Source organism: Burkholderia sp. AU38729 (assembly GCF_020419725.1).
Classification (GTDB): domain Bacteria; phylum Pseudomonadota; class Gammaproteobacteria; order Burkholderiales; family Burkholderiaceae; genus Burkholderia.
Genome location: NZ_JAIZQO010000005.1, coordinates 58,540 through 77,407, shown reverse-complemented (window position 1 = coordinate 77,407; position 18,868 = coordinate 58,540). Strand labels below are relative to the sequence as shown.

General features: G+C 66.8%; 18 protein-coding genes. 5 read left to right on the top strand and 13 right to left on the bottom strand.

Going from position 1 to position 18,868, the window contains the following annotated elements; translation table 11 throughout:
- Positions 1-14 precede the first annotated feature (14 nt).
- The 7 genes from LGM56_RS14845 to LGM56_RS14815 all read right to left on the bottom strand — a co-directional run bounded on the left by LGM56_RS14845 (position 15) and on the right by LGM56_RS14815 (position 7,519).
- Positions 15-1,082: a maleylacetate reductase gene (locus tag LGM56_RS14845; RefSeq protein ID WP_226205371.1), complete on the bottom strand. Its 1,068-nt coding sequence runs from the start codon at positions 1,080-1,082 to the stop codon at positions 15-17.
- Positions 1,083-1,090: 8 nt separating this feature from the next.
- On the bottom strand, positions 1,091-2,557 hold the full coding sequence (locus LGM56_RS14840; protein ID WP_226205370.1) for an aldehyde dehydrogenase family protein: 1,467 nt from the start codon (positions 2,555-2,557) through the stop codon (positions 1,091-1,093).
- 51 nt (positions 2,558-2,608) lie between these two features.
- Positions 2,609-3,628 (bottom strand): hydroxyquinol 1,2-dioxygenase, encoded by a 1,020-nt coding sequence (locus LGM56_RS14835; RefSeq protein ID WP_226205369.1) that lies wholly within the window; start codon positions 3,626-3,628, stop codon positions 2,609-2,611.
- A gap of 38 nt (positions 3,629-3,666) precedes the next feature.
- On the bottom strand, positions 3,667-4,161 hold the full coding sequence (locus tag LGM56_RS14830) for a hydroxyquinol 1,2-dioxygenase (protein ID WP_226205367.1): 495 nt from the start codon (positions 4,159-4,161) through the stop codon (positions 3,667-3,669).
- A 115-nt stretch (positions 4,162-4,276) separates the two neighbouring features.
- Positions 4,277-5,206, bottom strand: a complete 930-nt coding sequence (locus tag LGM56_RS14825; protein WP_226205366.1) for a LysR family transcriptional regulator — start codon at positions 5,204-5,206, stop codon at positions 4,277-4,279.
- 147 nt (positions 5,207-5,353) lie between these two features.
- A complete protein-coding gene (locus tag LGM56_RS14820; RefSeq protein ID WP_089428389.1) occupies positions 5,354-6,610 on the bottom strand; it encodes an MFS transporter in 1,257 nt (418 codons plus the stop codon).
- Between the two features lie 573 nt (positions 6,611-7,183).
- Entirely contained in the window at positions 7,184-7,519 is a 336-nt protein-coding gene (locus tag LGM56_RS14815) for a winged helix-turn-helix transcriptional regulator (protein ID WP_089497784.1), read from the bottom strand.
- Between the two features lie 141 nt (positions 7,520-7,660).
- On the opposite strand from LGM56_RS14815, the gene LGM56_RS14810 reads away from it, so the two are divergent.
- Complete coding sequence (locus LGM56_RS14810) at positions 7,661-8,674, top strand: NADPH:quinone reductase (protein ID WP_226205365.1); 1,014 nt, start codon at positions 7,661-7,663, stop codon at positions 8,672-8,674.
- A gap of 407 nt (positions 8,675-9,081) precedes the next feature.
- On the opposite strand, the gene LGM56_RS14805 is transcribed toward LGM56_RS14810, so the two are convergent.
- Positions 9,082-9,705, bottom strand: coding sequence for an NIPSNAP family protein (locus tag LGM56_RS14805; RefSeq protein ID WP_226205364.1), 624 nt, complete (start codon positions 9,703-9,705; stop codon positions 9,082-9,084).
- 189 nt (positions 9,706-9,894) lie between these two features.
- Between LGM56_RS14805 and LGM56_RS14800 the strand changes: the two genes are divergently transcribed.
- On the top strand, positions 9,895-11,391 hold the full coding sequence (locus LGM56_RS14800) for an aminotransferase class V-fold PLP-dependent enzyme (RefSeq protein ID WP_226205363.1): 1,497 nt from the start codon (positions 9,895-9,897) through the stop codon (positions 11,389-11,391).
- A gap of 99 nt (positions 11,392-11,490) precedes the next feature.
- On the opposite strand, the gene LGM56_RS14795 is transcribed toward LGM56_RS14800, so the two are convergent.
- Both LGM56_RS14795 and LGM56_RS14790 read right to left on the bottom strand, forming a co-directional pair.
- A complete protein-coding gene (locus LGM56_RS14795; RefSeq protein ID WP_226205362.1) occupies positions 11,491-11,754 on the bottom strand; it encodes a hypothetical protein in 264 nt (87 codons plus the stop codon).
- Complete coding sequence (locus tag LGM56_RS14790) at positions 11,738-12,694, bottom strand: LysR family transcriptional regulator (protein WP_226205361.1); 957 nt, start codon at positions 12,692-12,694, stop codon at positions 11,738-11,740. Before LGM56_RS14790 ends, LGM56_RS14795 begins: the two co-directional genes overlap by 17 nt.
- Before the next feature lie 157 nt (positions 12,695-12,851).
- Between LGM56_RS14790 and LGM56_RS14785 the strand changes: the two genes are divergently transcribed.
- Together LGM56_RS14785 and LGM56_RS14780 are read left to right on the top strand one after the other, a co-directional pair.
- Entirely contained in the window at positions 12,852-13,406 is a 555-nt protein-coding gene (locus LGM56_RS14785) for a flavodoxin family protein (RefSeq protein ID WP_226205360.1), read from the top strand.
- Between the two features lie 28 nt (positions 13,407-13,434).
- On the top strand, positions 13,435-13,734 hold the full coding sequence (locus tag LGM56_RS14780; RefSeq protein ID WP_089497789.1) for a superoxide dismutase: 300 nt from the start codon (positions 13,435-13,437) through the stop codon (positions 13,732-13,734).
- Between the two features lie 126 nt (positions 13,735-13,860).
- Here the strand turns inward: LGM56_RS14780 and LGM56_RS14775 are convergent, their stop codons facing one another.
- Positions 13,861-14,961 carry a DJ-1/PfpI family protein gene (locus LGM56_RS14775; protein ID WP_226205359.1) on the bottom strand — a complete coding sequence of 367 codons (1,101 nt, stop codon included), beginning with the start codon at positions 14,959-14,961 and terminating at the stop codon, positions 13,861-13,863.
- 88 nt (positions 14,962-15,049) lie between these two features.
- Between LGM56_RS14775 and LGM56_RS14770 the strand changes: the two genes are divergently transcribed.
- Positions 15,050-16,060 (top strand): GlxA family transcriptional regulator, encoded by a 1,011-nt coding sequence (locus LGM56_RS14770; RefSeq protein ID WP_226205358.1) that lies wholly within the window; start codon positions 15,050-15,052, stop codon positions 16,058-16,060.
- A gap of 388 nt (positions 16,061-16,448) precedes the next feature.
- Here the strand turns inward: LGM56_RS14770 and LGM56_RS14765 are convergent, their stop codons facing one another.
- Positions 16,449-16,841 carry a 2-oxoglutarate dehydrogenase gene (locus LGM56_RS14765; protein WP_226205357.1) on the bottom strand — a complete coding sequence of 131 codons (393 nt, stop codon included), beginning with the start codon at positions 16,839-16,841 and terminating at the stop codon, positions 16,449-16,451.
- A 92-nt stretch (positions 16,842-16,933) separates the two neighbouring features.
- Positions 16,934-18,778: a S10 family serine carboxypeptidase-like protein gene (locus LGM56_RS14760; RefSeq protein ID WP_089497797.1), complete on the bottom strand. Its 1,845-nt coding sequence runs from the start codon at positions 18,776-18,778 to the stop codon at positions 16,934-16,936.
- Positions 18,779-18,868: the final 90 nt, after the last annotated feature.

Genomic DNA, 18,868 nt, shown 5'->3' with positions numbered 1-18,868 from the left:
GCGCATGCAGCCGCTCATTGCGGCGCACGCCCTTCCCATGCGCGCTGAAGCAGCGCGCGAATCGCCTCACGCTCGATCGGCCGCGGATTCGCATACGGGTTGCGGCAAGCGAGGTCCGCCGCTTCGTCGAGGCCGGCCTCCGGCATTCCGATATCGGCCAGCGCCGGCGCGATGCCGAGCCGTGCGTTCAGCGCGAACAGCAGTGGGCCGGCTTCGGCCGCTTCGCTCCCGCCCAGCGCGCGCGCCACGCGGCGCAGCGCATCGGGCGCGGCAGCGTGGTTGTAGTGCGCGGTATGCGGCAGCATCGCCGCATGCGTCTGCGCGTGCGGCATGTTGAAGGTGCCGCCGAGCGTGTGGCACAGCTTGTGATGCAGCGCCATGCCGACCGCGCCCAGGCAGGTTCCCGCGAGCCACGCGCCGTACAACGCGCGGCCGCGCGCGTCGCGGTTCGCCGGATCGCGCACGACGATGGGCAGCGCTTCGCCGAGCGCGCGGATCGATTCTTCCGCCATCAGGCTGATCACCGGGTTCGCGTCTTCCGCATACAGCGCCTCGACGGCATGCGCCATCGCATTGACGCCGGACGCCGCGGAAATGTCCGGCGGCAGCGACAACGTCAGCGACGGGTCGTAGAGCACCGTCCGCGGCAACACGCGCGCATCGCGCCCGGTGCGCTTCAGCCGGCCTTCCGTGAGCCCGAAGATCGGCGTCATCTCCGATCCCGCGTACGTCGTCGGCACGGCCAGGATCGGCAGCACCGATTCGAGCGCGATCGCCTTGCCCAGCCCGATCGTCGACCCGCCGCCGATCGCGACGCAGCAGTCCGCGTCCAGTTCGCCGGCCATCTCGCGCGCCGCGTGTGCGACCTCGATGGGCACGTGCATGACCGCCTGCGCGCAGATGCCTGCCGCACGCTCGCCCAGGATCGCCGCCACGCGCTCGGCGAGCGGCCGCTGCTCGGGGGTGGACAGGATCAGCGCGCGGCGGGCGCCGAGCGTCGACAGCTCGTCCGGAAGCCTGTCGAGCGCGCCCCATTCGAACACCACGCGGGACGGGGTGCCCTGATAGACGAAGCGATCCATGGCGAACCTCAGCGCTTGAAATGCGGCGGCACGTTGCCGTCGACGTTGACCCACACCGACCGCGCCTCGGTGTAGTCGTGCATCGCTTCGAAGCCCATCTCGCGGCCGTAGCCCGACTGGCCGACGCCGCCGAACGGGCTGCCCGGATTGACGCGCTTGTAGCAGTTGATCCAGCACATGCCCGCGTTGATCTGCGACGCCATCTTGTGTGCGCGGGACAGATCCTTCGTCCACAGGCCGCTGCCCAACCCGTATTCGGTTGCGTTCGCAATGGCCAGTGCTTCGTCGTCGCTGCCGAAGCGCAGCACCGTGACGAACGGGCCGAACACTTCCTCCTGTGCGATACGGTCGGTCGCGCTCCTGGCCTCGATGACCGTCGGGCGCACGTAGTAGCCGTTGGCGAGCGCGGGGTCCTGCGGCGCGCTGCCGCCGGTGAGCACACGGCCGCCCTGCTCGCGCGCGACATCGACGAACGCCAGCACGCGATCGAGGTGCTGCTTCGACGTCAGCGGCCCCATCTCGGTGTTCGCATCGAGCGGGTTGCCGATCCGAATCGACGACGCGAGCGCCACGAAGCGCTCGAGGAATGCATCCGCGATGCGCTCATGCAGCACGAGACGCGAGCCCGCGATGCACGCCTGCCCCTGGTTGTGGAAGATCGCCCACGCGGCGCCGTTGATGGCCGCGTCGAGATCGGCATCGTCGAACACGATGTTGGCGCCCTTGCCGCCCAGTTCGAGCTGCACGCGCTTCAGGTTGCCCTGCGACGCTTCGACGATGCGCCGGCCGGTGGCCGTCGATCCCGTGAACGCGATCTTGCCGACGCCCGGATGGTCGGCGAGCCGCTGGCCGGCCGTGTGCCCATAGCCGGGCACGATGTTGACGACACCCGCCGGAAACCCGACCTCGGCCATCAGCTCGACGATCCGCAGCGTCGACAGTGGAGTGATTTCCGAAGGCTTGAGCACCACCGTGTTGCCGGCCGCGAGCGCCGGGCCCATCTTCCAGCTCGTGAACATCAGCGGAAAATTCCACGGCACGATCTGGCCGACGACACCGATCGGCGCGCGCTGCACGTAGTTCAGGAAGCCGGTCTCGACAGGAATCACCGAGCCTTGCAGCTTGTCGGCCATGCCGCCGAAGTAGCGGAAGCACGCAGCCGTGCGCGGCACGTCGAGCGCACGCGAATCGCGGATCGGGTGGCCGGTATCCAGCGATTCGAGTTGCGCCAGCTCCTCCGCGTTGGCTTCGATCGCATCAGCCAGGCGCAGCAGCAGCCGGCCCCGTTCGGCGGCCGGCAGCGCCGACCATCTGGGGAACGCGCGCGTCGCGGCTTCGACGGCCAGGTCGACGTCCGCCGCGGTGGCGGCCGCGATCTTCGTGATGACGGAGCCGTCGTGCGGGTTCAGCACGTCGATCGTGCCGCGGTCGACGGCGTCAACGAAGCGCCCGTCGATGAAGAGTTGGGTTTGCATGAATCGTCCTCGGTGGATGGCGTGAAGCGCAAGCGGAAACCGACGCGCCGCTCAGAACGCGATCGGATACGGCGCGAGCTCGCCGCTCTCGTAGCGCTGCGGCAGGTTCGGTGTCGCGTTTTCCCAGACCAGCAGCATCGACCGCTTCGTGGAATAGCCCTGGTGCCGGATGTCGGCGGGCATCGCGCAGATGTCGCCGGCGCGCATCGTCACGCGGGCGCGCGGCGCGCCGGTGTTCTTGTCGCCGATGTCCCACACGATTTCGTCGGACAGTTGCAGGAACCATTCGACGCGGTCGTTGCCATGGAACACCGGCAGGATGAATTCCTCGGTGGTCGGGCAGAACAGGCTGCGCCCGCACACCGACGTGACCGACGGATTCCACGTCACGTCCGAACGCGACAGGTACTTGAACAGGTTGAACGCGTGCAGCTCGCCTTCGAAGCCCGGCTCGACGTGCACTTCCGGTTCGTCCTGCGCGACGTCGAGGAACGCGCGGTTGACCGGCAGGTCGTCGCGCAGCGGCGAATCGCCTTCGAGGCCCGGCATGCGGCGCGTCGCGATCCGCGTGCGCTCGATCGCCGAGCCGTTCTCGCCGTGCTTGCGTCCGAACGCCGTGCCGGTTTCCTCGGGCGCCGCGAACGGATCGAAGCCTTCGTTCGTCCAGTCGTGCAGCATCGCCTTGAAGGTCGCCATGATCGTGGGCGTGTCGAAGGTCTCGGTGTAGTCCACGCCGGCGTCCTTCAGGATGCCGTTGAAGGTGCCCGCATACATGTCCACCTTGCCGTAGTGGTTGCGCGTGCCGAACACGTGGTCGAAGTTCACCCAGCCGTAGAAGAAGCCCCATGCCACGTCGCGCATCATCGCGCGCAGGAACGCGTCCGCCGGCATCGCGTGCGTGCGGGTCTGGCCTTTCGCGGGCCAGCTGATCTTCACGAAATATTCGTCGCGATGGAATTCGAATGCGCCGAGCTGGAAGCGGCGGTAGCCGGTAACGGCGTCGGCCTCGGTGGCTTGCACCAGATCGGCGGCGAAGCCTGCGGAAGTATCGAGGGTGTCGAGGGTGGCCATAACGTGTCTCCTGGAAGTGTCGAATGCGGTCGGACGAATCAGTGCAGGCAGATGTCGGCCCACTTCTCCACGGACAGCTCGCCCAGGACGGTCTGCACGAGTGCGACGCCCGGCTTGCCGGCGGTGAAGCGGTATGCACAGCCGGCCGGCAGCAGCGCCTGATGGCCCTGGCGCAATACGACGTAGCCCATCTTGCGGCCGGCCGGTTGCGTGCCGGCATTCACGGTGCCGCGCCCCGCTTGCGGCGGCGTATCGAGCTTGATGAATTCGATCCGGACTTCGCCATCCATCTGGATCACGAACTCGTCGTGCGTGCACGCGAACCACGGCGACTGGCCGTCGGTCCGCAGCACTTCGATCACGTATTCGAGGTTCTTGCCGGCGACGACCTTTTCATAAGGGGCCGACTTCGATGCGACCTCGAAGACATTCGAGAACGCGTAGTGTTGAGCGCTGCCGCTCGTGATTTCGATCTCGCCTTTCCGGTATTCGTTGAGCGAGCCAAAGACGGTGTGGAATGCCGTGTCGGTCATTTCTGTCTCCTGAGTTGAACCGCTTGTTGGATTCCACTCTAGGGGCAAGGCCCACCCGCAACAAGGCACGGGACGGCGACTACGGCATTTGCGTTTCGCGAATAATCCGCGCGCTTCAACGCACCCAGCCACGCTCCAGAAGGGGACGATCCCACGGCGATTCGTCGCCGATGGTTTCCGCGAGAAACTCGACCAGCGCCTTCACCTTCAACGCCTGTCGCTGCGTTGCGGGATAGACCGCGGCAAAGCTCAGCGGCGCGAGCTGAAAGTCGGTCAGGATCGGCACCAGCCGGCCCGCGACGAGCGCCTCGCTCGCCACGAGCGTCGGCAGGCACACGACGCCGCCGCCGGACAGCGCGTACTCGCGCAGCAGGTGCACGGAGTTCGAGCGGATCATGCCCGGCAACTCCATTTCGACGACCTCGTCGCCGCGCGTCATCGTCCAGCGGTTGCGCGACGGATAACCCGAATAGAGCGCGGTGGTGTGCTGCAGCAGGTCGCGCGGATGTTGTGGCGCACCATGCGCGTCGAGGTACGCTGGCGATGCGCAGAAGAGGCGCTTGACGGTGAACAGCCGCCGTTCGATCAACGACTCGGAGATCGGCGGAAAGATCTGGAACGCGATGTCGAACCCTTCTTCGACAGGGTCCACGACACGGTCATTGACGATGACGTCGAGCTGGATGCCCGGGTAGCGCCGGTTGAACTCCACCAGCGGCGCGCCGAAGTGATCGAGCGCGAAACCGGGCAGCATCTGGATGCGCAGCCGCCCGGTCGGGGTCGCGCGAAGCTCGCGCATCTGGTCGGTCAGCTCGTTGACGCGCCCTACCACGTCCGCGCATTCGCGATAAAACGCCTCGCCCACGTCGGACAGGCGCACGTGGCGCGTGCTGCGATGGAACAGCGGCGCGTTGACGAACTTCTCGAGCTGCTGGATGCGGTTCGTCACGACCGAGCTGGTCACGCCAAGCTGCCGCGCCGCCTCGGCGAAGCTGCTCGCCTCCGCCACCCGGACGAATGCCTCGATGCTCAGGAACCGGTCCATACCGCGCCCTTTTTCGACAGCGAAACCGGCAGTCTACCCGTGAGGATAGCGGGCTGTGTCATGCAGGAAGCGTCACTCTGTCACCCAATCGATGTCAATCGTCGATGACGCCGGCCCGTGCATGCGCCGCCCTGCCCCTGTATTGCCTTACCGCGATTGCTCGCCCGCCGCCAGTTCCGGTTGCACGGCCGCCATGCGACGCTGCAGCACGGCCGGCGCGGTTTCCTTCAGCAGCAGGCTGACCACGATGCCGAGCATGACCGCACACATCGGCAGCCACAGAATGTTCTGGATGCCAAAGTGTGCGGCGACGTAGCCGCCCATCGCCGGCGCGATGCCGCCGCCGAAAATCTCGCCGACCCCGACCACCACGCCGATCGACGTCGACACGAGCCCGATGGGCGCGGCCTCCGTCGCCACCGGGCCGGACAGCAGCGACACCAGCCCGAGCGTGAAGAACGACGCGACGAACAGCACCCCGAACAGTGCGAGCGGCTGCGGGCCGAGGCCACGGAAAATGTAAAGCATCACGGCCGTCCCCGCGAAGCCGACGATGCTCGCGAGGCGGCGGCCGACCAGGTCGGACAGCCCCGGCAACCCGAATTGCCCGAGAAAACCGCCGAAACCGATCGCCGACACGACGAGGCCCATCTTCTGCGTGCCAAGCGCCAGGTAGTCGGTCAGGTACAGCGGCAACAGCGCGCCGAGCACGAATACGCCGGTCATCGCGCAGCACAAGGCGGCCATCGCCACGAGGATGTTGCGGCTCTTGAGCACATGGCCGAGCGACGCCGGCGCATGCTCCGACGCGACGGCCTTCGTGACCTTCGGCTCGCGGATCACGAAGAACATGATCGCGCCGAGGATCAGGCCAGGCACGGCCACGAGCGCAAAGACCCAGCGCCACGACACGAAGCCGAGCAGCTGCGTCGCGATGATCGGCGACAGCGCGAGCCCGAACAGCGCGAAGCCGCTTTGCTGCAGGCCGAGGTTCAGCCCGCGCCGCCGCGGATGCGATGCGTCGGCCGTCGCGGCGAAGCTCGTCGGGCAGAACGAGCCCTCCGCGACGCCCATCAGGCCGCGAATCGCCATCAGCCCGAGCAGCCCGCCCGCGAGCCCCGAGAAGCCCGACAGCAGCGAGAACGCGATGATGGCCGGAATCAGCACCTTGCGGCGGCCGATCTTGTCGGAGATGCCGCCCATCAGCGCCGCGAAGATGCCCCATGACAGGCCGAGCACGCCGATGCAATTGCCGACGTCCTGCGCGTTCAGGTTGAGGTCCTTCATGATCGAAGGGAACAGCGGCGCGATCAGCCAGCGATCGAGGCCGACCAGCCCGAAGCCGAGCGCCAGCAGCGTGACCGCCTTCCACTCGTATGAGGTATCCCACTCGTTTGCTTTCATGTCCGTCTCCGTGGACACAGGTTCGCCTGCGCGCGCCGCAGCGCCTGCGCATGAGCCAGGTCCGATGGTTTTTGTGTGCGACGCGAATCGCGAGGAAGTGCCGGCTGGCGTTCGGGTGCGACGCGTTGGGTTCAATCAGCCGACGTCACCACGATAGGTGCACGGCATCCAATCGGGTAGGGAACAACCGGCGAACGCGCCATTCGCGAAACGCAAATAATCGCGGGGGGTGCGCGGGAAGCATCGACGGAGAAGCGCGGAGCGAACGAAGGCGGCGTCGAAGTGGCGCTCGTTCGCGTGTTACGGGGGAATCCCTCATAGACATCGAAGCATCGGCAGTTCGCCGCATGAACGCGGCGGATGCATCGGCTCCGCTCGACATGACGGAGGCGACGGTTTCTACGTATCCCGAACGACCGGCCGGCCGGCCGGCGCCGGCGGCATGCCCGTCACGCGCTTGAACGCGCGGCTGAACGCGGCCTGCGACACGTAGCCGAGCCGCAGCGCCCCGGTTCAGTCGCGACGCGGCAAACCACCGGCCTGCACGTCAGGCCGATCCCTGCCTGGATGCATCTATCGCGTTTCGCAGTGGGCAACATAGCCGTCGCCCCAGTCTTTCATCGCGTTGAGCACGGGCGCGAGGGTACGGCCCACTTCCGTCAACGAATATTCGACACGGGGCGGAACCTCGGCGAATACTTGCCGGGAAATGACGCCGTGCGCTTCAAGCTCTCGCAGCTGCAATGTCAGCGACCGCTGCGTGACGCCGCCGATGGCGGCGCGAAGCTCGCCAAATCGCTTCGTACCGCTGAGCAGGTAGTAAATGATCAACGGCTTCCACTTCCCGCCGATGACATCGACTGTCGCCTCCACCGTGCATCGGTACCCGTGTGTATTCGGCTTTTCCATGCGCCAATAGTATAAAAAATTACCCTATATATCAAACTCGTACTTACTTGCGATCCGTATCCCTTCAACCCAGAATTTTCCCGTCCGGCGGTCAGGTCCACATGGCCCGCCGCCTTGGTGAAAACGATTGGAGCGCGACAGATGCAAGCAGCCTTCTACGAACGTCTCGGTGCAGCCCGGGACGTATTGACCGTCGGTGAATGGCCGATGCCCGAACCGGGGCCCCACGAGGTACGCGTCCGCATCCACGTGTCGGGACTGAATCCGACCGACGTGAAAGCGCGTACCGGATTCTCGTCCGCGCTGCCTTACCCGCGCATCATTCCGCATCAGGACGGCGCGGGCGTCATCGACGCCATCGGCATCCACGTCTCGCCAGCGCGCATCGGCGAACGCGTCTGGCTTTACGAGGCGCAATACGGCCGGGCCACGGGTACGGCGGCGGAATACGTCGTGGTCCCGTCGAGCCATGCGGTACGCCTGCCGGACCATGCGTCGTTCGATGTGGGCGCCTCCCTTGGCATCCCGGCGTTGACCGCGCACCGCTGCCTGTTCGCCGACGGCAGCCTGACGGGACGACGTGTGCTGGTTCACGGTGGCGCGGGTGTCGTCGGCACCGCCGCCATCCTGCTGGCGAAATGGGCCGGCGCATGGGTGGCGGCATCGGTCACGAATGCCGAACAGGCGACCGTCGCCAAAGAGAACGGCGCCGATCTGGTCGTCGACCGGCACGCGGCGGACGCGGCAACAGGCATTCTCGACGCAACCGGCGGCATCGGCGTGGACCGTATCGTCGATGTCGACCTGAAGTCCAATCTCGAGGTCGACCTGGCCTGCGTGTCGCACGGCGGCGTCATCAGTTCCTATGCGATGGCTCATGCAACGGACGAACTGTCCGTTCCACTATTGAGGGCGATGATGCATGGCTGTGTCCTGCGCTTCGTCTATATCTATCACGTGCCCGACGACGCCAAGCAGCAGGCTGTCAGGGACGTCGCTGCCTGCGTGGCCGCAGGCGCCTACTCACCCAGAATCGGCATGAAGGTTCCGCTGGAAAGAATCGTCGACGCTCACGAGGCACTGGAGTCCGGCCGCGTCATCGGCAAGGTGCTCGTGCACAACCGGTTCGATGCGGCCGATCATTGCCGGCATTAGCAGCCGGCTGCAACGGGCCGGCCGCACCGCCGCTCGCACGCGTACGGTCGGGCCGGACGATAAAAAACGTCCCAAGATCCGCACTCAAATAAAACCGGCGAACGCGCCATTCGCGAAACGTAAATAATCGCGGGCGATGCGCGGGAAGCATCGACGGAGAAGCGCGGCGCGAACGAAGGCGGCGTTGAAGCGGCGCTCGTTCGCGTGTTCCGGGGGAATCCCTCATAGACATCGAAGCATCGGCAGGTCGCCGCATGAACGCGGCGTACAGCCAGTCGAGTGTGCCCCGGCGCTTGCCGCGGTTCAGCGGAGGAACGCGGCAAGACCGCCGCTGCGGAGGCGTCGATACGTCACCTGCCGTCGCATCGTGCGGGGCAGCGCGACATCTGCAACGCTTCCCCGGACATTCAACCCAGCGGAGACCACGCCTCCGGCAGGCAAATCGTCGACGTAGCCCGCTCGATCTGCTGCGGCCCGCCTTTCGGCGGCCAAAGCCCTTCGGCATAGTGGCGCGCGCGCAATGCCATGCGCGCCTCCAGGCTCGAGAACCCCCAGATATGGGCAATGCGTGGCGGGCCGTCGATCGCGTACATATTCGCGACGAGATGCGACGTATAGGCCTCGGCCGGACCGACGGCCTGCTCCCAGGCAGCGATCGTCGGCGCGATCCCGGCCGGCTTGAGCCAATAGCGGCGAAATTCGTAGAACCTGCCGAGTGTCTTCGGTTCGATCGCGGGCAGGAACGGAAACAGTTCGTAGGTTTCCATGCTGAGACCCACGTGGTCACCGTCGATATTGAACGGCCCGCCGCTCATCAACGCACGTCGACGCTCCTGCTGCAGTTCGTCGATTTCGTCGAAGCCTCGCAGCACGACGATCTGCCCCAACTCGCCGATTTCCGAACGCCATGCGCCGAGGAGACGCCCCGCGGCCCGCGGATCCGATACCCATCGGTGTGCGCCGGCGGACACGGCATCCTGCTCCAGCAGCAAACACGACAACGTCGTCAGTTCATACTGCATCTCGATCATCCCTCGCAAAATGGGCAGCGGACACGCAAATCGCCCTCGCCCGCCACCAGAAAAATAAATTCCCCCAATCCACAATCAAATAAAACGTTATTCCATATCAAGCGGAATCATCAGCCAACTTTGGATCCTTTTTCCCTTCTGTCCCCCGTATCATTTCTTCCATTCCGAAAGAAAGAGCATGAGAAGGACATGAGCGACACCACCCCGCTGCACTACCTCGACTACGCCGCCACGACGCCCGCCGATCGGCGCGTGATCGAAGCGATGACGGCCTGCCTCGGCTTCGACGGCATCTTCGGCAACCCGGCATCGAGCTCGCATGCCGCCGGCCTGCGCGCGAAAGAGAAGGTCGAGCAGGCCCGCGCGCAAGTCGCCGCGCTGATCGGCGCGGACGCCGACGAGATCGTCTGGACCTCGGGCGCCACCGAATCGAACAACCTCGCGCTGAAGGGCTATGCGGAAAACGCGACCGGCAAGCGTCACCTGATCACGAGCCGCATCGAGCACAAGGCCATTCTCGACACGATGGCGAACCTGTCGAAGCACGGCTCGACGGTCACGTTCCTGACGCCCACGCGCGACGGCGAAATCACCGCCGACGCGGTCGCGGCCGCCATCGGCCCCGATACGGGCCTCGTGTCGCTGATGCTCGTGAACAACGAACTCGGCACGCTGACCGATATTGGCGCAATCTCGCGCATCGTGCATGACGCGGGCGCGCTGCTCCACGTCGACGCTGCCCAGGCGCTCGGCAAGACGCCGATCGACGTGCGCGCGCTCGGCATCGACATGCTGTCGATGTCCGCGCACAAGGTGTACGGCCCGAAGGGGATCGGCGCGCTGTTCGTGCGCCGCGATATCGCGGATCAAATCGCGCCTCAGATTCATGGCGGCGGGCATGAGCGCGGCTTGCGTTCGGGCACGCTCGCGACGCATCAGATCGTGGGCATGGGCGTGGCATGCGAACTGGCCGCCGAGAAGCTCGACGGCGAAGCCGCTCGAATCGCCGCGCTCGGCGCGCGCCTGACGGACGCACTGGTCGCACTCGGCGATGTCACACAGAACGCGGCCGCCGCGCGCCGCATCCCGCACACGCTGAGCCTGACGGTGAACGCGCCGGGCTTCTTCCCGTTCATGCTCGGCGAAGCGCTCGCGGTGTCGTCGACGTCCGCATGCAACTCGACCAGCGGCGCACCGTCCCACGTGCTGACCGCGATCGGCCTCGATGCGGAAACGGCAGGCCGCACCGTGCGCGTGAGCTTCGGCCGCTTTACGACGGAGCAGGACGTCGACTTCGCGATCGCCTGCTTCCGCCACGCGATCGAACAGTGTCGCGCGACGGCGGCGAACGGCTTCTCCGCGTCGCGGCAGATCACGCCGGCCGACCTGAAGGCGATCCGCAATGCCGGCTTCCGGTCGGTCATCTGCAACCGGCCGGACGGCGAAGGCGACGCCCATCCGGCGTTCGACGAAATCGCCGCGGCGGCCCGCGAACTGGGCCTCGAAGCACGCTACCTGCCGGTCGAGCGCGACGGCATCGGTGATGCGGAAATCGATGCCTTCGGTGCACTGGTCGACACGCTGCAGAAGCCCGTGCTTGCGTACTGCCGCAGCGGCAATCGCTCCGGCATGCTGTGGAATCGCTTGTCCGCCCGACGTACGGCCTCGGCCACGGCTTCGGCCTGACCGGAAACACCGCCCCGTTACGCTCCGCCCCCGGCGGTCACGCACGAAGAAAATACTTCGATGCGTGGCCACCGGATGGCGGCGGTGATTGAAACCCCTTCAGTCCCCCTCATCCCCGCTCACCGGCGTGTAAATCGCCAGCTTCAGCGCGGGATCGTCGTTCGCCTGGAACGTCGCGTATTCATAGCGCTGCGCGCCCCGTTGCGCATGCGCGAACACCTTCCGGCCCGACACGCCGCTGTGCACGTCATGCGCATCCCACCATTGCGCGAACTCGCTGCTGCTTGCGCGCAAGCGCGCCACCAGCGCGATGAACGCCGGATCGCTCGCATGGAACGCGCCGCCCTCACACGCCGTACGCATCCAGCGCCTTCAGCGGCACATGCAGGCTCTCGTTCGCGGCAAACGCGTCGAGCAGATAGTCGACCGTCGCCTGTACGCGCGACGCCTTCAATGCGCGATGCGGATACTGCATCGCCATTTCGTAGCTGCCGGTCAAGTGATGGCGGTGCAGCAGCACCTTCAGCGCGCCGGCGCGCAGATGCGCCCACGCGAGGTGCACCCCGACCTGCGCGATGCCCAGCCCGTCACAGGCGGCCTGCAGCACGGCCTCCGGCGCGGAGAATGTCAGCAGCGCCGTCTCGCCCGGATCGACCGCCACGATGCTCCCGCCGCGCATCCTGAAGCTCCATGTCGCGACCTCACCACCGAGAAACCGGCGTGCGATCAGCCGGTGCGTAACGAGATCGTCCGGCGCTCGCGGAATGCCGTGACGCTCCAGATAAGCGGGTGATGCAACCAGCACCGTATTCATCCGAAAGACCGGCCGCGATACCAGCGCGGAATCGTGGATGTTGCCGCCGCGGATGACGATGTCGTAGCCGTCGCGCACGACGTCGACGATCCGGTCGTCGAAATCGGCCTCCACCGACAAGCCAGGGTAACGCGCCAGCAACCCGGGCAGCACCGGCTGCAGATGCTCGCGCCCGAATGCGGCGCTGGTCGAGATGCGTATGCGCCCTTGCGGCCCGAGCCGCTGCGCGACGATGCTGTCGACCGCCGAATCAAGCGCGTCCAGTGCGACGCGTGCCTGGCGCAGGAACACGCTGCCTTCGTCGGTGAGCTTCAGCGTGCGTGTGGTGCGGTTCATCAGCCGCACGCCGAGCGCCTGCTCGAGGCCCGCGACGTTCTTGCTGACGGCGGCCGACGTGATGCCGAGCATGCGCCCGGCCGCCGCGAAGCTGCCGCCGTCGGCCGCATGCACGAACGACAGGATCGCACGCGTGCGTTGTGACACATCCAAAGCAGCCTCCTTCGATCGACACGTTGCACGGTACACCTTCGCTTGCCGCCGATTATCAACCTGAAGTTGTGAGCGACTCAACCCGGACTCAACTTCCGGTTGCGACCCGCGCCGCCCACAATCAGCCCATCGTTCAACGCACTGCAAAGGAATGTCCATGCTTGCCACCATCGTTTTCGACAGCGGTCACGGTCACACCGAGCGACAGGCGCAAGCCGTCGCGGAAGGCGTGCGGCGCGTGCCGGGCGCGGAAGTGCGGCTCGTCGCGGTCGCCGACGGCGCGATTCCGTGGGAGACGCTCGCCGCGAGCGACGCGATCATCTTCGGCTCGCCGACGTACAACGGCTCGATCAGCTCGCGGCTCAAGAAATTCATGGAAGACTCGACGCGCCCCGCGTGGATTCCGCAAACCTGGCGCAACAAGGTCGCGGCCGGCTTTACCAATTCCGGCGCGCAGCACGGCGACAAGCTGAACTCGCTGATGACGATGACGCTGTTCGCCGCGCAGCACGGGATGATCTGGGTCGGGCTCGACCTGTTCGCCGGCACCGCGGCGAACGAGCGCAACCGGATCGGCGGCTGGCTCGGCGCGATGGCGCAGTCCGACGACGTGTCGCCGGAACTGTCGCCGATCGCGAGCGACCTCGACACCGCCGCGCACCTCGGGCAGCGCGTCGCCGAACTGGCGTCGCGGCTCGCGGCCAGCGCGTAAGCAGCCCCCCATTCGCCAGGAGATCGACATGAAACTGCTGTGCCTCGACGTCCCGTTGCCCGGTGCCAGCCCGGACGCGTATCAACCGCACCTGCTCGACGAAGTGCGCTACGCGTGGCAACTGCTCAAGCGCGGGATCGTCCGCGATATCTATTTCCGTCAGGATCGCCCGGGCGTCGCGATCATCGCGGAGTGCGAGTCGATAGAAAGCGCCCGCGAAGCGCTGCGCGAGTTTCCGCTGGCGAAGGCCGGGCTGATCGACTGGGACATCATTCCGCTTGGCGCGTTTCTCGGCTGGGAAGCGCTGTTCGCGGCGGACCCCGCGTAACTTTCACGGTCGGCGGCGTGTTGCTTACCCGCCGCTCACTCAAACTTCGACCGGGCCAGCCCCGGCGCCGGCGAATTCCGTCGCAAGCGCGGCACGCAATGCCAGCATGGCGCGCCCGACGCGTCGCTACCTCGGATACTCCAGTTGCAGCGCGACCCAGCCCGACGTCGTATCGCCATAGCGTGCCGCGATGTCGCCGAGCACAGCGGGCAGCACCGCTTCCCCGCGCCGGTCAGCCGGCACCGCTATGCGCGCGTGCCGCGCATTCGCCGGCTGCGCCAGCAACCGCAGCCCGTGCCTCGACTCGACCACGCGCGCGTCTGCCGTCGCGACGACGTCACTGCGCCAGGTCCGCGCCCACGCGTCGGCGGTCAACGCAACCGGTAGCTCGTCGAACCCGGTTTCGACCGGAAGATCGAACGTCTCGCGCCGCCAGAACGCGACGCGGTTCGTCAACGCAACCGCCACCGCACGCGCCGTCAACGCGAACCGGCTGCCGTCGTGAACGTCGCTCCATGACTGTGCGCCGACGCGCCGCGCCGTCTCGCGCGCCGCTGCCGGCCCGGCCAGCGTATTCACCAACGCCAGCGAAGCGGGAATCGACGCCGATACGCCGGTCGTCGTCATGACGTTGCCGTCCATCACATAGCGGCGATCGTCGATCCACGTCGTATCGGCAAAGCGGTGACGCAGGCTGTCGCGCACATACCAATGAGACGTCGCCGTACGGTGCCGCAACAGGCCCGCATTCGCGAGCACTTCCGCACCCTCGCAGATCGCCACCATCGTTGCACCGGCAACGGCCTGCTTGCGCAACCATGTCAGCACCGCCGGGCTGTCCGCGCGATGCAGCGCGGGCACGATCACCACGTCGGCCCCCGCGGGCGTCGCGGCATCGAACCGGTCGAACGTCGTATCGGCCAGCATGCGCAGCGCGGGCATCAGCTCGACCTCGCCTTCATCGGCCGATACGGCGACGACATCGGCCGCATCGGATGCCTTCAGCATTGCGTACGGCACGATGAAATCGGTCGTCTCCGTTCCGGCGTTGTCCGCGACGATCGCCACGAGCGGCCGCGCGCGGGCCGCCTTCGGCGCGCCGATCGTCAGCGCCTGGGCGACCGGCCGTGCGTCCTCCGCCTTCACCGGCACATGCCACCCCGCGGCCCATGCGCCCAGCATCGCGCACACCAGCAGCACCGCCCCGCCTGCCTTCCATCCCCGCATCGTTCACCCGCATCCGTCGATTGCATGTCCGGAAAATTACAAGGATCATGCACGCGGTCACAAGGACAACTCCACCGCACTTTCCGCCATGTCCCAGTCAACCTGTTCGGCACGCGACATCGTCGTCGTCGGCTTCGAAGGCGTCCAGTCGCTCGACATCACGGGCCCGATGGAAGTGTTCGCGGTCGCGAACCGTCACCTTCCCGACCATGCCGCGCCGTACCGGCTCACGCTCGCGTCGCAACACGGCGGCGACATCGTCACGCACGCGGGCCTGCGCCTCGCCGGCACGGCCGCGCTCGCGGCGCTGCCCGAGCGGATCGACACGCTCATCGTCGCCGGCGGCGATGAAGCGGCGCTACGCCATGCCGCATCGGAAACCGGCGTGCTGCCGTGGCTGCGCACGCGGATCGCCGGCACGCGGCGCATCGCGAGCATCTGCACGGGCGCGTTCGTGCTGGCGGCGGGCGGATGGCTGGACGGCCGGCGCGCGACCACGCACTGGAACCAGTGCGCGATGCTGCAGGCGCTCCGTCCCGACGCGCGGATCGAACCGGACGCGATCTACGTCAGCGATCCGCCGTTCCATACGTCGGCCGGCGTGACGGCCGGCATCGATCTGTGTCTCGCGCTCGTCGAGGCGGATTGCGGTGCGCCGACCGCGCTCGCGGTCGCACGCGAACTCGTGCTGTTCATGCACCGTCCCGGCGGACAGGCACAGTTCAGCGTCGGGCTCGGGGCGCTGGCCAACGCGACGCCGCGCATGCGCGCGCTGCTCGCCGAGATCGCCGACGATCCGGCTGGCGATCTCGGCGTTGCCGCGCTGGCCGCGCGGATGCACATGAGCGAGCGCACGTTTGCGCGCAATTTTCTGAAGGAGACCGGACGATCGCCCGCGCAGTTCGTGCTGGCCGCACGCGTCGAGCGCGCGAAGGCGCTGCTGGAGCGGGCCGACTGGCCGCTCGAACGCATCGCCGAGCGGTCGGGATTCGGCAGCGTCGACGCGTTGCAGCGCGCGTTCGCGAAGCAGGTCGGCGTATCGCCACGCGACTATCGCGCGCGCTTCGGAGTGCGACACGGCAAGCCGCAAGCGGAATAGGCCGCCGCCGGTTCCGGCGTGCGTCCGGGGCCGCTTGCGTGGCGGCGATGCGGCGATCGCCCGTCGACACCGCCGCCGCCGCTGCGCATCCGTCACGCTCCCATTCCTCCCGGCGACGAAACGGGCCGACACGCCCTCCCTGTTCCGGTGCATCCCTCGGGATTTTCACTCCATTGCCGAATCTGATAGAACCGGGAGAAATGCGGGTGGATGACGGCGTGGCTCAACCTGATCGGCCTGCTCTTCGCGCGATGTTCGGCGAACTGCCGTCGGCCACCGCGAAGCGCTATGCGCGCCAGGCGCTCTAGCGCCTGGCGTTCACGCTGTCGTTCATCGTCCGGCGGCCGGTGCGCAGGCGTCCGCACCAGCCGCCGCCCTGCCTGCTACGTCACTCGTCCTGCTGTTCCTGCTGCGCCTGCACCTGCCGCTGCTGGATGAACTGCCGCACATCGCTCATCGTCACGCGGCCGGTGTGCTTCGCGTCGATCTCGTCGAAGTGCTTCGACACGAAGCCGAGACCGCTGCTCTGCGCCTGCGCCTTCGTCACGGCCGCGCCGTTGCTCAGCACCGTATTGGCGCCGAGCCGCGCATCGACACGCTGCTGCGCCTGCTGCTGCAGCGTCGCGCCGGTCGACGGCAACACCGGCGCCGCTTTCGTGGCGGGAAAGAACGGACCGTCGACACCGCGCCCGCCGTGCGGCAGCTTCACCGGCGCCACCGCCTGCGGCGGCAACGCGTAGGCACTGCTCATCACGGCACCGACGACGATCAACGGAGACATACGCCGCATCATTTTGATTAGGGACATGATCACTCGCATTCAATGGATGAATAGAGGGTTCCTTTGACAAGGAGTCCGTCGCTCAGGCTCGCTCACGGGGCCGCCGCCAGCGTCGTCCCGGCGGTCGCGCCCGGGACGCTGCCGGTCGGCACGCTCGGCGGGTTTTCATCCGGCCACGGCGGCGGCAGCGTGTGCAGCGTCAGTGCCGTCGGAATCCGCGCACCCTTGTAGAACGTCTTCAGGTCCCGCTTCATCTGCGGACGGGCGACGTCGTCCAGGTAGATCATGTGGCCGCCCTGGAAGAAGTTCACCTGCAGCTTCGGATTCAGGCCCTTCACCGTCTGCAGCCGCGCGAGTTGCTTCTCGGTGTTGAAGAACGGCGTCGCGAGATCGTGGAAGCCATTCTCCGCGAGCACGCGAAGCTTCGGGTTGAGCTGCAGCGCACCGAGCAGATCGGGGATCGTGTCGGGCATCGGCTGGCCGTCGTGCGTGAAGTCCCAGACGCCGATGATGTTGTCGTTCAGCGGCAGGTACGTCGCGTTCGGTGCGGTGTAGCCGAGGTAATCCGGCATCTGCGTCGCGAGCGCGTTCGTGAACGGCTGCGAAATCAGGATGTCGGACGGGTCGCCGTCGTTCTGCAGGCGCGGATCGGAATTCGGCAACGACACGCGTCCGTCATACCGGCCGATCGTCGTCCCGGGCAAGAGGCTCGTGCCGAACGGATTCGCGTTGAAGTAGCCGCGCAGCGCCTGTTGCGTGAGGCTCGACGGGATCGACCACAGCCTGAGCGTCGCATCGCTCGGGAACACCGGCGTGCCGAGCGCATCCGGAATGCCGAGCTGGCTCAACACCCACGACTGCGAATACTTCTGCAGCTGGTTGTAGATCAGCGTCGTGAACAGTTCCGTCTGCAGTGCGTACAGATCGGCGTTCACCGGTGCCGGCGACACCTGGTTGAAGTACGCCGCGACCGCCGCATAACCCGGCAGGTAGCCGGCCACGGTATCGGTTTCGAGCAGCAGCCCCTCCGTCGACTGCGTGATCGCGACGGCTTCCACCGCATCCGCGAAGTAGTTCAGGATCGCCGACTGCAGCACGATGCCCGTCAAGTGCACGCCGGCCGATTCGAGCGCCAGCGCGAGCATGTCGGTACGCGGCGTGCCGTACGATTCGCCGTACAGGTAGATCGGCGACGTGCCGCGGCTGTTGACGTTCAGGTAGCGCTGGATGAAGTCGCGCATGATGTTCACGTCCGCGTCGGAGCCCCAGTACTTCTGGTTGGTGTTCGGCAACACGGCTTCCGACAGCCCGGTGCCAGGCGGGTCGATGAACACGAGGTCGGTGGTGTCGATCAGGCTCTCGGCGTTGTCGACGAGCGGATAGTTCGGCCAGTTGCTGCCGAACAGCGGATCGGGCGTGGCCACGCGGGTCGGCGCGAACGAGCCGAGCCGCAGCCAGATCGACGACGAGCCGGGGCCGCCGTTATAGACGAACGTGACGGGGCGCGGCTTGCCGTTCGTGCTCGGCGCGGTGTACGCGACATACGACATCGACGCTTCCGCATTGCCGTTCGCGTCTTGCGCGGTCAGGTGGCCGGTGGTCGTCGTGTAATTGACGGTCGTGCCGCCGTTCTTCCACTGGTAATGCATGACGGCGGTTTTCTCGGACACCTGCCCGGGGGCGAGGCCGTCGGTCGCATTCATCGAATACGCGACCGGGTCGACGTACGGCTGGTTGGCCGGTGTCTGCCCGGCCGCCTGTTGCGCGCTCGCCTGCTGGCTGGCGGTGGCCTGCGCGAGGCTCGACGCACCGACGGACGACGAATCGTCGCCGCCGCATGCCGCGAGCGCCAGTGTCATGACGGTCAATGCACCTAGCCCGGCCAACCGGCCGTGACGGCCACGGCGGCTGCCGGTACAGCTCCTGTCTGGTTTCATCTCTGTCCTTTGATTCGGATACCGTTTCACACAGGCCGCCAACGCCTGCGGAACGCGCAGGCGAACCCGCCACTCGCGTTGCACGGTCGG

What these genes read in the sequence shown, in the direction of transcription:
- LGM56_RS14845 (WP_226205371.1), bottom strand. Translation starts at nt 1,082, where the DNA reads ATGGATCGCTTCGTCTATCAGGGCACCCCGTCCCGCGTGGTGTTCGAA.
- LGM56_RS14840 (WP_226205370.1), bottom strand. Translation starts at nt 2,557, where the DNA reads ATGCAAACCCAACTCTTCATCGACGGGCGCTTCGTTGACGCCGTCGAC.
- LGM56_RS14835 (WP_226205369.1), bottom strand. Translation starts at nt 3,628, where the DNA reads ATGGCCACCCTCGACACCCTCGATACTTCCGCAGGCTTCGCCGCCGAT.
- LGM56_RS14830 (WP_226205367.1), bottom strand. Translation starts at nt 4,161, where the DNA reads ATGACCGACACGGCATTCCACACCGTCTTTGGCTCGCTCAACGAATAC.
- LGM56_RS14825 (WP_226205366.1), bottom strand. Translation starts at nt 5,206, where the DNA reads ATGGACCGGTTCCTGAGCATCGAGGCATTCGTCCGGGTGGCGGAGGCG.
- LGM56_RS14820 (WP_089428389.1), bottom strand. Translation starts at nt 6,610, where the DNA reads ATGAAAGCAAACGAGTGGGATACCTCATACGAGTGGAAGGCGGTCACG.
- LGM56_RS14815 (WP_089497784.1), bottom strand. Translation starts at nt 7,519, where the DNA reads ATGGAAAAGCCGAATACACACGGGTACCGATGCACGGTGGAGGCGACA.
- LGM56_RS14810 (WP_226205365.1), top strand. Translation starts at nt 7,661, where the DNA reads ATGCAAGCAGCCTTCTACGAACGTCTCGGTGCAGCCCGGGACGTATTG.
- LGM56_RS14805 (WP_226205364.1), bottom strand. Translation starts at nt 9,705, where the DNA reads ATGATCGAGATGCAGTATGAACTGACGACGTTGTCGTGTTTGCTGCTG.
- LGM56_RS14800 (WP_226205363.1), top strand. Translation starts at nt 9,895, where the DNA reads ATGAGCGACACCACCCCGCTGCACTACCTCGACTACGCCGCCACGACG.
- LGM56_RS14795 (WP_226205362.1), bottom strand. Translation starts at nt 11,754, where the DNA reads ATGCGTACGGCGTGTGAGGGCGGCGCGTTCCATGCGAGCGATCCGGCG.
- LGM56_RS14785 (WP_226205360.1), top strand. Translation starts at nt 12,852, where the DNA reads ATGCTTGCCACCATCGTTTTCGACAGCGGTCACGGTCACACCGAGCGA.
- LGM56_RS14780 (WP_089497789.1), top strand. Translation starts at nt 13,435, where the DNA reads ATGAAACTGCTGTGCCTCGACGTCCCGTTGCCCGGTGCCAGCCCGGAC.
- LGM56_RS14775 (WP_226205359.1), bottom strand. Translation starts at nt 14,961, where the DNA reads ATGCGGGGATGGAAGGCAGGCGGGGCGGTGCTGCTGGTGTGCGCGATG.
- LGM56_RS14770 (WP_226205358.1), top strand. Translation starts at nt 15,050, where the DNA reads ATGTCCCAGTCAACCTGTTCGGCACGCGACATCGTCGTCGTCGGCTTC.
- LGM56_RS14765 (WP_226205357.1), bottom strand. Translation starts at nt 16,841, where the DNA reads ATGTCTCCGTTGATCGTCGTCGGTGCCGTGATGAGCAGTGCCTACGCG.
- LGM56_RS14760 (WP_089497797.1), bottom strand. Translation starts at nt 18,778, where the DNA reads ATGAAACCAGACAGGAGCTGTACCGGCAGCCGCCGTGGCCGTCACGGC.